This window comes from Sulfitobacter sp. M85 (assembly GCF_029285915.1).
GTDB classification, from domain to species: domain Bacteria; phylum Pseudomonadota; class Alphaproteobacteria; order Rhodobacterales; family Rhodobacteraceae; genus Sulfitobacter; species Sulfitobacter faviae.
In genome coordinates, this window is record NZ_JABECQ010000005.1 from 390,594 (window position 1) to 404,658 (window position 14,065).

Consider the following 14,065-nt stretch of genomic DNA (forward strand, 5'->3'; position numbering starts at 1 on the left):
TGCCAACGTGGGCAGAGTGCATTCCGAAAGGACGCGCTGCAACAGCAAAGATGGGGCCGATCACGGGCATTTCAACGGGTGGGAATGTGACGATTTGCGCCCCCGGCCTGCGAGGTCGTGGGCAAAACGGACGCCGTTTCACCCCGCCCGCGCGGCGTCAAAACCCCAACTGAAAGGCGAGCCAAACCAAGATCAACCCGGCCACCACCGCCAGCGCGCCAAGCTGGCGCAGCGCGGCCTCAGGGATGCGTCGGAGCATTTCGAGCATCTGTTCCAAAAACGAAGGGGCCAGTGCGTACACCAGCCCCTCGAAAATCAGAACCGACCCTAGAGCCAGTAGAACCAGCGTCATTCTTCCAGCGCCGCTGGCAGATCTGTCTCAGCCTCCGGTGCGGCGGGGGCTGGCGTGGCGGGGGCCGCGGGGGCGGCCTCCTCCTGCGTATCCTCTGCCGCGGCGGCGTTATCTGCCTCCGGTGCGGACTCAGCCGCGGGCGCATCGGCGGCAGGGGCCTGCGGCAGTGCAATCACATCGACCGAGGTCGTGGCGCTGCGATCCGACCGCAGGTAGTTGAAGAACTCACTATCCGGCGACATCACCATAGTGGAGTTCTGCCCCTGCAAAGCCTGCTCATAGGCGCTGAGCGAGCGGTAGAATTCAAAGAATTCCTGATCCTTGCCATAGGCCTGCGCGAAGATGTTGTTCCGCTGCGCGTCCGCCTCACCTTCGATGATCCGCGCGTCACGACGGGCCTCCGAGAGGATCTCTTCGTAGGTACGATCGGCAAGAGCGATGACACGCTGCGCGGCTTCGCGGCCACGGGCGCGTTCGTCGGTCGCTTCACGCTCACGCTCGGCGATCATCCGTTGCAGGGTCGCGTCGAAGTTCTGCTCGGGCAGGTTTGTCTGACGCAGACGCACGTCCACCACCTTGAGGCCAAGCGCCTGCGCGCGTGCATCGGCGCGAACACGAATCTGCTCCATCAGGTCGGCCCGTTCGGGCGACAGGATGGTGTTGGATGTCACGCCCTGCGAACCAAGCACGGCACGGATTTGGCTTTCCATGATGCCGCCCATCTCGCTTTCAGCCTGACGTTCGCCGCCCGCACCCAAAGCTTGCCGGTACTGCACCATATCGTCGATGCGGTAGAGCACGAAGGCGTCGATCTCAAGGCGCCGGTCATCGGCGGGGGTGACTTCGATCACCGGGGTTTCCAGCGACAGGATGCGGTCTTCGTAGCGCACGACCTCATCCAAAAGCGGGACTTTGAACCCAATGCCCGGCTCGTTGCGGACCTGTTTGATCTGGCCAAAACGCAGCACCAGCGCCTTCTCGCGCTCGTCCACCACGAAGACAGCCGACAGGATGCCCACGATGGCGATCACCAAGATGGGGATGATAAGACTTGTTTTCCGCATCAGTTCGACCCTCCGCCGCGCCGCAATTCATTGAGTGGCAGATAGGGAACAACGCCCTGCCCGCCTTGGCCGCTGCCGTTTTCGAGGATGATTTTATCCACGTCGCCCAGCACCTTTTCCATGGTCTCAAGATACAGACGTTTGCGCGTCACGTCGGGTGCGTTGCGGTATTCTTCCAAGACGGCTTCAAAGCGGCTGGCCTCACCCACAGCGTCGTTCACGACGCGGGCGCGGTAGCCTTCGGCGGCTTCCAGAAGCTGCGCGGATTCACCACGCGCCTCGGCTGTGCGGCGGTTGGCATAGGCGTCGGCCTGACGCTCCACCCGGTCACGCTCCTGCTCGGCGGCTTGCACGTCGCGGAAAGCATCGACGACCGACTGCGTGGTGGTGTTGCCATTGGCATCGGTGACCTGCACGGTCTGGCTGGGCGGGTCGACCTTGTTCACGTTGACACGCAGCACGTTGATGCCGGTATTGCGGTTGTCGAGGGTGTTCTGGATCAACTCCTTCACCCGATCCGCCACCGCGCCACGATCCCGGTTGAGGATCGGCGCCAGTTCGGATTGCGCAATGACTTCACGCATGGCGGATTCCGAGATCGCCCGGACCGAAGCTTCGGGATCGCGCAGCGAGAATTTGAAGTCGCGCGCGTTCTTGATGTTCCAGACCACTTGGAAGTCGATGTCGACGATGTTCTCGTCCGTGGTCAGCATTAAGCCTTCGTTGCCGCCGCCGCCGCGCCGCACGCCCAACTCCTCGGTGCGGTTGGTGGTGACGTCAAACACCTCTGCCGTGACCAGCGGCCATGGGGCAAAGTTCAAACCCTCGGTGCCGATGCCGGAAAATTCGCCCAAGAACAGTTCGATCGACTGCTGTTCAGGCCGCACGGTGTAGAAGCTGGCAAAGCCCCAAAGCGCCACACCGGCCAAAAGCGCGATGCCAATGGTCGAACGTGTCACGCCCGGCCCACCAGTGCCGCGGCCGCCGCCGCCGGTGCCATTGCCCCGGTCGCCGCCACGTCCGCCCATCAAGACGCGCAGCTGCTCTTGCCCCTTGCGCACCAGATCGTCGATCTCGGGCATCTGGGGGCGGTCACCGCCCTGCCCGCGTGGACCCTGCGGCCCGTCGTTGCGACCCCCGTTGCCCCGGTCTCCGCCGTTGCCCCGGTTGCCGCCTCCGCCGCCCCCCCAGGGGCCTTGCGAATTTCCTGCCATTGATATGTTCCCCTCTGGGCCGCCCATGCGGCCTATCGTTCCAAAAATTGTACGCTTTCGCGTGATATTCAAGCCGTGCGAGTCGGATTACGCATGGTCACCAGTTCTTCGGACATGGTCGGGTGCACCGCGCAGGTGGCGTCGAACTGCTCTTTCGTGGCGCCCATCTTGACCGCGATGCCGACCATCTGGATCAATTCGCCCGCGTTGGGTGCGACGATATGACAGCCCAGCACCACCCGCGTGTCGGCGCAGACAATGAGTTTCATCAGCACCCGGTCGGCCTTGCCCGCAAAAGCGCCCTGCATCGGTTTGAAAGAGGTCGCATAGACCTCAATCGGCCCCGCCTCCCGCGCGGCCTCCTCGCTCAGCCCCACGGTGCCCATCTCGGGTTGGGTGAAGATCGCCGAAGGCACCAGATCATGATCCACCGGCGTCGGATTGCCGCCAAAGACGGTTTCGACAAAGGCCATGCCTTCGCGGATCGCCACCGGGGTGAGGTTGATCCGGTTGGTCACATCGCCGATGGCATAGACCGAGGGCACGGCGGTCTGGCTGTACTCATCCACCTCGATCTCACCGCTGCGGCCCAGCTTCACTCCCAGTTCTTCCAGCCCCATGTCATCGCTGTTAGGGCGACGGCCCGTGGCAAAGAGCACTTGGTCGAACATCTTTTCGGTGCCGTTGGTCGGCTTGACCTTCATCGGGCCGCTGCCGTCTTCGTGGCTCGGCGTCATCTCCAGAATGTTGGTGCCCAGATGCAGGTCGATCCCCTTTTCCTGCATCATCTCGGCCACCATGCCGCGGGCTTCGTCGTCAAAGCCGCGCAGGATCTGCGCGCCGCGGTAGTATTGCGTCACCTCGACGCCCAAACCGTTGAGAATACAGGCGAATTCACAGGCGATATAGCCGCCGCCGATGATCAGGATCGACTTGGGCAGTTTTTCTAGATGGAACAGATCGTCAGAGACCAGTCCCAGTTCCGCATTCTCGATCTCGGGGCGCACGGGGCGGCCGCCGCTGGCGATGAGGATGTGTTTCGCGGTCTTCTCGGTGCCGTCGGACAGGGCCACGGTATGGGGGGCCTTGATCCGCGCGCGGGCGTCGAATGTGTCAACGCCGGAGTTCTTCAGAAGCTTGCGATAGACACCTTCGAGGCGGTCCAACTCAGTGTTCAGACGACCTTTGAAGTCATGCCAGTCGAAGGGCCCGGCCTTAAGATCCCAGCCAAAACATTTCGCCTCATCCACCACATCGGCATAGCCCGAGGCGAAGACCATCAGCTTTTTCGGCACGCAGCCCCGGATCACGCAAGTGCCGCCATAGCGGTCTTCCTCGGCCAGTCCGACCTTGGCGTCATGTTCGCCCGCCGCGACACGCGCCGCGCGCACACCGCCCGAGCCGCCACCGATGACAAACAGGTCGTAGTCGAATTCATTCTTGGCCATTTGGCGCCTCTCTTAGTCGTTTTGGGTCTTGCGCGGGATCGCGCATATTTCGGTGTTGCGCGGGGTCGCGCGTGTCTCGCTGTGTCGGCGTTAATCGCTCAGGTCGGAAAACAGGTTGTCGGTCTCGACGAATTCCAAACGGTCGGTCGCCACGGTGCCTTCATTTATGTCGCGCACCTCTACCCTGCCATCCCCGTAACCGATCACAACCGCGTCACAGATATCTATGAACAGGCCGTTTTCCACCACGCCGGGCATCTGGTTCAGCACCAGCGCCAATTGCCGTGCGTTGCCGATGCGCCCCAGCCGCAGGTCTAGGATATAGTTCCCCTCGTCGGTGATAAAAGGCACCTCGCCATTCATCCGCAGGGTCGAGCTTTGGCCCAGCACATCCATCGAGATCAGCGTCTCTTCGACCAGCGCCTGCGTAGTCTGCCAGCCAAAGGGAATCACCTCGATCGGCAGGGGGAATGCGCCCAGATGATGCACCTCTTTGCCGATATCGGCGATCACCACCATCTGGTCGCTGGCCGTCGCCACGATCTTTTCTTGCAGCAAGGCCCCGCCGCCGCCCTTGATGAGGTTCAGGTCACCGTCGAATTCATCCGCCCCGTCAATCGTCAGGTCGAGCCATTTCGCCTCATCGAGAGAGATCACCTCGATCCCCACATCCCGCGCCAGTTGCGCGGTGCGCGAGGAGGTCGGCACGCCTTTGATCCGCAGCCCATCGTCGCGCACCATCTCGCCCAGACAGCGGACCAGCCACGCCGCCGTCGATCCGGTGCCAAGCCCCACGCGCATCCCGTCTTCCACGAATTCGCACGCCCGTTTCGCGGCCACGAATTTGGCCTTGTCGATCGGTGATAGGTCTCCGGACATCGGGTGCTCCCTTGCAGGCGTTTGCCGCGTTATAGGGCGAATTGGCATAGGGTGCGAGGGGCAAGTCGGCGGTTTTTGGCGGTGCCGCACGCCGACAGGACGGGCAGAGCGCACGGCCTGTCGCTTTAGACGCGCCACGGGGCGGCGGGAAATGGTTGGATTGGGCCCAGGCCGCTTGCAATGCGCCAGAGGTCTGGGCGATACCCGTCCCACCGCGCCCGCCACCCGCAACCATAAAAGGGTCCGCCATCTGATGTTTCTTTCGGTCTTCGACATGTTCAAAGTGGGCATCGGCCCCTCGTCTTCGCATACCATGGGGCCGATGGTGGCAGCGGGGCGTTTCCTTGACCAGATGCGCGCATCGCCCTTCCAATTCGCCGGGCTGCGCGCCTCGCTGCACGGCAGTCTCGCCTTTACCGGCGTCGGCCATGCGACCGACCGCGCCACGATCCTCGGCCTCGCCGGGTTCACGCCCGAGGACTATGACGCCGATGCCGCCGAAAAGGTGTTGGAAGAGATCAAACAGACCCGCCGCATCAACGTCGACGGTCTGCCCGAACTGCGTTTCGACCCTGAGCGCGACATGATCTTTGACTACGACACCAAACTTGCGGGCCATGCCAATGGCATGATGCTGATGGCCACCGATGCCCAAGGCGACGTGACCTTACGCGAGACCTATTATTCCATCGGCGGCGGCTTCGTGATGACCGAAAAGGAACTCGCCGCAGGCAAGGACACGGATGAGGGCGCGCCGGTGCCCTTCCCCTTCAAGTCCGCCGCGGAAATGCTTGAGATGTCGGCCAAATCCGGCAAAACCATCGCGGGCATGAAACGCGCCAATGAAGAGGCGCGCGGCGGGGCCGAGAACCTGCGCGCCGGGTCGAAACGGCTGTGGCAGGTCATGCGCGACTGCATCGACCGGGGGCTGACCTCCGAGGGCACCCTGCCCGGCGGGTTGCAGGTGAAACGCCGTGCCAAGGGCATCTACGACGCGCTGATGGCGGAGCGCGGACAGAACCAATCCGCCCCGCATACGATCAACGATTGGATGAGCGTCTATGCCATGGCCGTCAACGAAGAGAACGCCGCGGGCGGGCAGGTCGTGACCGCGCCGACCAACGGGGCCGCAGGCGTGATGCCGGCGACCTTGCGCTATTACCTCGACCATGTGCCCGGCGCGTCAGAGGCGCATATCGAAGACTTCCTGCTCACCGCCGCCGCGATTGGCGGGCTGGTGAAATACAACGCCTCCATTTCGGGGGCCGAGGCGGGCTGTCAGGCCGAAGTCGGCAGCGCCGCCGCCATGTCCGCCGCCGGGCTCTGCGCCGTGATGGGCGGCACCCCGCAGCAGATCGAAAACGCCGCTGAAATCGCGCTGGAGCATCACCTCGGCATGACCTGCGACCCGGTGAAAGGGCTGGTGCAGGTGCCTTGTATCGAGCGCAACGGCCTGGGCGCGATCAAGGCGGTCTCGGCGGCCTCTCTGGCGCTGCGCGGCGACGGCACGCATCTTGTGCCGCTCGATGCCTGTATTGAGACCATGCGCCAGACGGGTGCGGACATGAGCGAGAAATACAAGGAAACCTCCCTCGGCGGGTTGGCGGTGAATGTGCCGAACTGCTGAAGCTGCGCAAATTTGCACAGGCCCCGTTCGCCGGGGCCAATTGTTGAGGTGACCGCCGCCCCCTATCTTCCGAGCAACTGCAAAGGAGAGCATCATGTCCCTCAGACCCACATTGGAAACCCGCCGCGCCACGCCCACGATGGAAGGCGCCGGGGTGAAACTGCACCGCGCTTTCGGCTTCCACGACCCGTCGGAGCTTGATCCCTTTCTGCTGTTCGACGACTTCCGCAACGAACATCCGCGCGACTTCGAGAAAGGCTTCCCTTGGCACCCGCACCGCGGGATCGAGACGATTACCTATGTGCTCGAAGGCACTGTGGCCCATGCAGATTCGCTCGGCAACACCGGCGATCTGAACGCGGGCGACGTGCAGTGGATGACCGCCGGTTCGGGCATCCTGCACCAAGAAATGCCGCGCGGGAACGACAAGGGGCAGATGCACGGCTTCCAGCTTTGGGGCAACCTGCCCTCGGCCCAGAAGATGACCGCGCCGCGCTATCAGGATATGAAATCCGCCGAGATCCCGGTGGTGACCGATGACGACGGCACAAGGGTCAAGATCATCACGGGCGAGTTCTGGGGCAAACGCGGCCCCGTCGACGGCATCGCGGCCGATCCGCAGTATCTGGATATCTTCGTGCCTGCGGGCGTGAAAAAGACCTTTCGGATCGACACCTACCGCCGGGCTTTTGCCTATGTCTTCCAAGGCGCGGGCGCTTTCGCCGATGCCTCCGCCCCTTCGGGCGTGCTGCTGGAGAAAGAGGTCGCCGGCGAGGAGGTCAACATCCGCGACATGTCCGGGGACCGCACGCTCATCCGCTTTGGCACCGGCGATGAGGTCACGGTGCAGGCCGGTGAGGAAGGCGTGCGTTTTCTGCTGATCTCGGGCGCGCCGATTGAAGAGCCCGTCGCATGGCATGGGCCGATCGTGATGAACACCCGTGCCGAGATACAGCAGGCGATGCGCGACCTCAACAACGGGACCTTCATCCGCCCCGCCCATTGACCCAAAGGGCCGTGGCCGGTCAGACGGTCACGGCCTTGCGCACCATATCCCAATATTGTGCGACGACCTCGTCCAGCGACAGCCGTCCGCCCGCGCGGTACCAAGTGTTCACCCCCGTCAGCATGGCGATAATCGCCAGCGTCACGATCTTGGTGTCGGCGACGGCGAAATCGCCGCTCGCCACCCCGGCGCGCAGGATCGTCTCTAACCGGTCCTCATAGTCGCGGCGCAGGCGCTCGATCACGGCGAAATTCTCCTCCGTCAGATTGCGCAGCTCCATATAGGCGATGAAAACCTCATCGGGCCGGTCTGCGTGAAACCGGATGTGGAAGGCCACGAAATCCCGCAACTGCTGCATGGCGGGGCGGCTGGGGTCATGGGGTGTTTCGGCCAGCAGGTCGGTCATATGCGCCTGCATCAGGTCAAACAGCAGGCTCTGCTTGTCGGGCGTGTAGTTATAAAGCGCCCCGGCCTGCACGCCGACTTCGGCGGCGATGGCGCGCATCGACACAGCGGCATAGCCACCCCGTGCGAAAAGCCGCAGCGCGGCTGCGCGGACACGCGGGCCGGTGATATCGGAGTGGGAGCCTGTGGTTCTTGCCATGGCGGCAATTTAATGAACAAGCGTTCAAAAGCAAACCCCGCTTGCGCGAAGATCACGGCTGGGGCAGAACGAGGCATGACCCAAGCGCGCCCGCCCCGCCCTCTTTCAACCATCGCCCTGCTTCTGGGCGTCTCGCTGCTGGCGGGCTGCACGCAGTTTCCCGAACTCGACCGCACCATCACGCCTGAACTGGAGGCCGCCCCCTACCCCGATCTGGTCCCGATCGACCCGCTTCTGGCCAAGGCCACCGCCGGGCGGATCGACCCTGCGCGGACCGAAGCGGCGCTCACGGGGCGTGCGGCCAATCTTGAAGCCCGCGCGGCGCGCGTCAGCCGCACAAGCGCCCAATCCGCCAGTGCCGCGCGGGTGGCGCGGCTCAGGGCGCGTGCTGCCGAACTCCAGCGCGCCCGCCAAGCCGCCGAGGACAGCGAAAGCGCTGAATAAACGGGCATCCCCGTGATGCGTATGCGCGTTGCACGCAGGCGCCGAACCCGCTACATCGCGGCTATGCCCGGCCCCGCCTGCCGGGCCTTTCGGATCAGACCAGAAGGACCACCGCCATGTCTAAGCCGCTTCGCCTCGGGATTGCCGGATTGGGAACCGTGGGCGTGGGTGTGCTGCGCATTCTGCGCCAACAGGCCGCCCTGTTAGAGGCCCGCACCGGCTGCGCGATGACGGTCTCGGCGGTTTCGGCCCGCACGCGCAACAAGGACCGCGGACTGTCGCTTGCGTCTTATGACTGGGAAGACGATCCCGTCAAATTGGCCACCCGCGACGACGTGGATGTGTTCGTCGAGCTCATGGGCGGCGCGGATGGCCCCGCCAAGGCCGCGACCGAAGCTGCGCTGGCGGCGGGCAAGCATGTGGTCACCGCCAACAAGGCGATGCTGGCGATCCATGGCCAAGCCTTGGCCGAACAGGCCGAGGGCGCGGGCGTGGCCCTGCGCTATGAGGCGGCTGTGGCGGGCGGCATCCCGGTCATCAAGACGCTGATGGAGGGGCTCGCCGGGAATGAGATCACCCGGATCATGGGGGTGATGAACGGCTCGTGCAATTACATCCTGACGCGGATGGAGGACTCGGGCAAAACCTATCAAGAGATCTTTGCCGAGGCCGATGGGCTGGGCTATCTCGAAGCCGATCCGCAATTGGACGTGGGCGGCATCGACGCGGCGCATAAACTGGCGATCCTGTCCTCCATCGCCTTTGGCACCAAGATCGACTTTGACGGCATCCAGCTTGAGGGGATCGAGCGAGTCGCCATCGAAGACATCCGCGCCGCCGCCGACATGGGTTATAAGATCAAACTGCTGGGCGTGACCCAGAAAACCGGCCGCGGGCTGGAGCAGCGGATGATGCCCTGCCTCGTGCCGCAAACATCGCCTTTGGGGCAGCTTGATGGCGGCACCAATATGGTGGTGATCGAAGGCGATGCCGTGGGCCAGATCGTGTTGCGCGGTGCCGGTGCGGGTGAAGGGCCAACGGCCAGCGCCGTGATGGCCGATGTCTGCGACATCGCGCGCGGGTTGCGCGGGCCGGTCTTTGGCCAGCCTGCCGGAACGCTTGAGCAAACCATCCCCGCCAGCAGCCAACGCCCCGCCCCCTACTATCTGCGCATGGCGCTGGTCGACAAACCCGGCGCGCTGGCGAAAATCGCCACGGTGCTGGGCGAAGCGGGTGTGAGCATCTACCGGATGCGCCAGTATGAGCATTCCGACACTTCTGCCCCGGTTTTGATCGTGACGCATAAAACCAGCCGCGACGCGCTGCTGGAAGCGCTGGCGAATATGGACAAGACGGGCGTGCTGGCCGGTGAACCGGTGGCGCTCCGGATCGAAGAGGTCTGAGGCTGAGAGCCATCGCCTGCCCGCGGGCGGGCGATGAGACGGTGCTTCGTGCCACTTTATGGCTCAACCCTAATGTGCGCCCGCCGGGGCGCACCCAGCCCCACCAAATCGCCTACCCTGTCGCACCAAAGGTGCGCCTAGATAGACGGGCACGCCTTCGGCGTGACAAGGCGGGCAGGCGATGGCCCGGCGCCTACGGCTTGTTCCCGGGCCGGGGTGGCAGTTTCGGCTGAAGCGGCAGCCCCTTCCACAACCCAAAACTTGCCCCGAGGCCCGCGCGAGGGTACAGGACAGAAAACACATTGCACCCAAGGATACTCCATGACCGCTTCCGCCGAATTCCAAGACCGCATGCTCTCTCTGGGCCTCGCCCGCGTTTCCGAAGCCGCCGCGCTGGCCTCGGCCAAGCTGATCGGCAAGGGTGACGAGAAAGCCGCCGACCAAGCCGCCGTGAACGCCATGCGCGAACAGCTCAACATGCTCGACATCGCGGGCGTCGTGGTCATCGGCGAAGGTGAGCGGGACGAGGCCCCGATGCTCTACATCGGCGAGGAAGTCGGCACCGGCAAGGGCCCCGGCGTGGACATCGCGCTGGACCCGCTGGAAGGCACCACGCTGACCGCCAAGGACATGCCCAACGCGCTGACCGTGATCGCCATGGGCCCGCGCGGCTCCATGCTGCACGCGCCGGACACCTATATGGACAAGCTCGCCATCGGCCCAGGCTTCGAGACCGATGTCGTCACCCTCGACATGAGCCCCGGTGAGCGTGTCGAAGCGCTGGCCCGCGCCAAGGGCTGCGCGGCGTCCGACATCACCGTTTGCATCCTCGAACGCCCCCGCCACGCCGACATGATCGCCGAGGTCCGCGCCACCGGTGCCGCCATCCGTCTGATCACCGATGGTGACGTGGCGGGCGTGATGCATTGCGCCGACCCCGAAACCGGCATCGACATGTATATGGGCCAAGGCGGCGCGCCCGAGGGCGTCTTGGCCGCCGCGGCGCTGAAATGCATGGGCGGGCAGATGTATGGCCGCTTGCTGTTCCGCAACGAAGACGAAAAGGGCCGCGCCGCCAAGGCCGGGATCACCGAGTTCGACCGCATCTATTCGCGCGACGAGATGGTCACCCAAGACGTGATCTTTGCCGCGACAGGCGTCACCGGCGGCAACATCCTGCCGGGCGTGAAACGCGAGCCGGGCTGGCTGACTACCGAGACGCTGATCATGCGCTCGCGTACCGGTTCGGTCCGCCGCATCAACTACCGCACCCCGGCGGAGTGAGGGCCAGACTGGCCCTCCCCACCCCCTTCCATAACGGCCAAATGAGGTCCGCATGAGCTTTCTCGGTGTCGAAACATCTTTGACCGGGCGGCGCTGGATCGGTCCTGACGTGGAACTGACCCGGGCGGCGGAACTGCTGGTGCAGCGCGCGGGCCTGCCCGATCCGGTGTGCCAAGTGCTGGCGCGCCGCGGCGTGGTCGATACCCAAGCGGCGGGCTTTCTGGCCCCCGCTTTGCGCGACCTGCTGCCCGATCCCCGCTCCCTGCGCGATATGGAGGCGGCAGCGACGCGGTTTCTTTCGGCCCTGCAAAACCGCGAACGCATCGCGATTTTCGCGGACTATGACGTGGACGGCGGCTCTTCCGCCGCGCTGCTGCTGGTCTGGCTGCGCGACATGGGCCACCGTGCAACGCTCTATATCCCTGACCGTATCGACGAGGGCTATGGCCCCAATGACGAGGCGATGGCCTCCCTCGCCGCTGAGCATGACCTGATCGTCTGCGTCGACTGCGGCACGCTGTCCCATGGCCCCATCGCCGCCGCCAAGGGCGCGGATGTCATCGTGTTGGACCACCACCTTGGCGGCGAAACGCTGCCCGATGCGCTGGCCGTGGTGAACCCCAACAGACAGGACGAAGACGGCACGCTGGCGCATCTCTGCGCCGCTGCCGTCGTGTTCTTGATGCTCGTCGAAGTGGGGCGGCAATTGCGCGAAGCGGGGCGCAAGGGGCCGGACCTGATGGCGATGCTCGATTTGGTGGCGCTGGCCACTGTCGCCGATGTGGCCCCACTCACCGGCGTCAACCGTGCTTTCGTGCGTCAGGGGCTCAAGGTCATGGCCCGGCGCGCGCGGCCCGGTCTTGCCGCCCTGTCGGATGTGGCGCGGATGGACACGGCCCCCACGGCCTATCACCTCGGATTTCTACTCGGCCCCCGCATCAACGCGGGCGGGCGCATTGGCCAAGCCGACCTTGGCGCACGGCTTTTGGCCACCGCCGACCCGCATGAGGCCGCCGCATTGGCCGAACGCCTCGACCAGCTCAATACCGACCGCCGCGAGGTTGAGGCCGCCGTGCGCGCCAGCGCCATGGCACAGGCCGAAGAACGCGGCTTTGACGGGCCGCTGGCATGGGCCGCCGGCCCCGGCTGGCACCCCGGCGTGGTGGGCATCGTCGCCTCGCGCCTGAAAGAAGCCGCCAACCGCCCCTCCATCGTCATTGGTGTCGAAGACGGCATCGGCAAAGGCTCGGGCCGCTCGATCAGCGGCATCGACCTCGGCGCGCCAATCCAACGCCTTGCCGCCGAAGGGCTGCTGATCAAGGGCGGCGGGCACAAGATGGCCGCAGGCCTGACCGTGGCGGAAGACAAGATCGACGCGGCGATGGCGCGCTTGGGCGAATTGCTCACCAAACAGGGCGCGCATTTGGCAGGCCCCGCCGACCTCAACCTCTGCGGCATGATGATGCCCGGCGCAGCCACCGTGGAGCTGGCCGAGATGGTCGACCAAGCCGGCCCCTTCGGCGCCGGCGCCCCTGCCCCGCGCTATGCCTTTGCGGACATGCAAATCCGCTTTGCCAAACGCGTGGGCGAGAACCACCTGAAAGTGAGCTTTGGCGACGGCCTCGGCGCGAATCTAGAGGCGATTTCCTTTGGCGCCTACGACGGCCCCCTCGGCCCCGCGCTGGAAAACCACGGCGGCGCGCGTTTCCACCTCGCAGGCCGTCTCGACATTAACAATTTCCGCGGTCGGCGCACCGTTCAACTGCGTTTGGAGGACGCGGCGCGGGCCTGAAAACTTTTTCTGAAGAAACTTCATTTTTCCGCTTGCAGCCCCCCGCAGTATTACTTAAACGTCCGCTCACAGACAGAGCAGCACACACTAAACGCTGCACTGACATGACAAAAGAGTGGCCCGTTCGTCTATCGGTTAGGACGCCAGGTTTTCAACCTGGAAAGAGGGGTTCGATTCCCCTACGGGCTGCCACTTACTCTCAAATTTCCTTATATCGTTGGACTTTTTGCCTTCTTGTGTCCCACGATTTTCAGGGCATGGGACACCATTGCTGTCGCGCGCCTTTTCTGCGCGGTCAAAACTGGCCACGCTCAGCCTCTCCCGATCGACGTCCTGCACATAGGGTGCGGATGACTTAACGTCGGAATGAGATAGGCGTGCCGCAATCTCGTAAACACTCGCACCAGAATGGGCCAACTCGTGGGCAGTTGCCTTACGAATCCCATGCTGGGAGAGCGCAGCTCTTTTTTCGATAACCTTCTTCCCGGTTTTTTTGTCTTCCACCTCAACATCCCGAGTCAGCCCTGACTGAACAACCCACTTGGAAACCCGATTACTGAAGGATTTTTTTGTCGAGAAAGGCTTGCCTCTTGATGTAAGCATAAAAGTATCTGCGTCTTGTGGCCCGACCTCAAGCTCCTCCGCGAGCTCTCTCATCAGTGGAACAATGACTTCCTTTGAACCTGCCTTCTTGGGCTGCCACTTAAGGAAAGCTCTTCCGTCTTTAAGTAGGATGTTGCGCGGCCCCAAGATGCTTACATCTTCAATCCGACCCGCCGTATTTTTCGACAGATAGAACCATCGACGTGCCATGGTCCCTCGGTAATCCCCCCATTTTTATGGGGGCTCGATCGTAGAACTTACGCAGCCATTCTCAATTTCTGGGCGGGGGTCATCCCGCCGTTGCCCATGTTGGGGCGTTCGTTGTTGTAGGACCAGAGCCACTCG

At 63.9% G+C, this 14,065-nt stretch carries 12 protein-coding genes and 1 tRNA gene; 7 read left to right on the top strand and 6 right to left on the bottom strand.

Translation table 11 applies throughout. The features are described from left to right. Positions 1-157: 157 nt before the first annotated feature. The 5 genes from HKX24_RS12620 to rpiA form a co-directional block, all read right to left on the bottom strand. Positions 158-352, bottom strand: a complete 195-nt coding sequence (locus HKX24_RS12620) for a DUF2065 domain-containing protein (protein WP_271693332.1) — start codon at positions 350-352, stop codon at positions 158-160. After that, entirely contained in the window at positions 349-1,416 is a 1,068-nt protein-coding gene (locus tag HKX24_RS12625; protein ID WP_271693331.1) for a protease modulator HflC, read from the bottom strand. The genes HKX24_RS12620 and HKX24_RS12625 overlap by 4 nt, the downstream gene beginning before the upstream one ends. Next, positions 1,416-2,630, bottom strand: a complete 1,215-nt coding sequence (hflK, locus tag HKX24_RS12630) for an FtsH protease activity modulator HflK (RefSeq protein ID WP_271693330.1) — start codon at positions 2,628-2,630, stop codon at positions 1,416-1,418. Before hflK ends, HKX24_RS12625 begins: the two co-directional genes overlap by 1 nt. Positions 2,631-2,698: 68 nt before the next feature. Beyond that, the gene (gene gorA, locus HKX24_RS12635) at positions 2,699-4,078 is read right to left on the bottom strand and encodes a glutathione-disulfide reductase (RefSeq protein ID WP_271693329.1); all 1,380 of its coding nucleotides are present in this window, start codon (positions 4,076-4,078) and stop codon (positions 2,699-2,701) included. A gap of 90 nt (positions 4,079-4,168) precedes the next feature. Further along, positions 4,169-4,957, bottom strand: coding sequence for a ribose-5-phosphate isomerase RpiA (gene rpiA / locus HKX24_RS12640; RefSeq protein ID WP_067266197.1), 789 nt, complete (start codon positions 4,955-4,957; stop codon positions 4,169-4,171). A gap of 253 nt (positions 4,958-5,210) precedes the next feature. Here rpiA and HKX24_RS12645 point away from each other — a divergent pair, with 253 nt between their 5' ends. Continuing rightward, the gene (locus tag HKX24_RS12645; RefSeq protein ID WP_168612716.1) at positions 5,211-6,584 is read left to right on the top strand and encodes an L-serine ammonia-lyase; all 1,374 of its coding nucleotides are present in this window, start codon (positions 5,211-5,213) and stop codon (positions 6,582-6,584) included. Between the two features lie 94 nt (positions 6,585-6,678). Further along, positions 6,679-7,590, top strand: a complete 912-nt coding sequence (locus HKX24_RS12650) for a pirin family protein (protein WP_067266199.1) — start codon at positions 6,679-6,681, stop codon at positions 7,588-7,590. Between the two features lie 19 nt (positions 7,591-7,609). On the opposite strand, the gene HKX24_RS12655 is transcribed toward HKX24_RS12650, so the two are convergent. Further along, entirely contained in the window at positions 7,610-8,194 is a 585-nt protein-coding gene (locus HKX24_RS12655; protein WP_271693328.1) for a TetR/AcrR family transcriptional regulator, read from the bottom strand. A 75-nt stretch (positions 8,195-8,269) separates the two neighbouring features. Here HKX24_RS12655 and HKX24_RS12660 point away from each other — a divergent pair, with 75 nt between their 5' ends. The 5 genes from HKX24_RS12660 (at position 8,270) to HKX24_RS12680 (ending at position 13,309) form a co-directional block, all read left to right on the top strand. Continuing rightward, the gene (locus HKX24_RS12660; protein WP_271693327.1) at positions 8,270-8,638 is read left to right on the top strand and encodes a hypothetical protein; all 369 of its coding nucleotides are present in this window, start codon (positions 8,270-8,272) and stop codon (positions 8,636-8,638) included. A gap of 116 nt (positions 8,639-8,754) precedes the next feature. Beyond that, a complete protein-coding gene (locus tag HKX24_RS12665) occupies positions 8,755-10,041 on the top strand; it encodes a homoserine dehydrogenase (RefSeq protein WP_271693326.1) in 1,287 nt (428 codons plus the stop codon). A 321-nt stretch (positions 10,042-10,362) separates the two neighbouring features. Next, positions 10,363-11,325 carry a class II fructose-bisphosphatase gene (gene glpX / locus HKX24_RS12670; RefSeq protein ID WP_209218967.1) on the top strand — a complete coding sequence of 321 codons (963 nt, stop codon included), beginning with the start codon at positions 10,363-10,365 and terminating at the stop codon, positions 11,323-11,325. 52 nt (positions 11,326-11,377) lie between these two features. Further along, on the top strand, positions 11,378-13,117 hold the full coding sequence (gene recJ, locus HKX24_RS12675; protein WP_271693325.1) for a single-stranded-DNA-specific exonuclease RecJ: 1,740 nt from the start codon (positions 11,378-11,380) through the stop codon (positions 13,115-13,117). A 117-nt stretch (positions 13,118-13,234) separates the two neighbouring features. Beyond that, positions 13,235-13,309, top strand: a tRNA-Glu gene (locus HKX24_RS12680). The last annotated feature ends 756 nt before the right edge of the window (positions 13,310-14,065 follow it).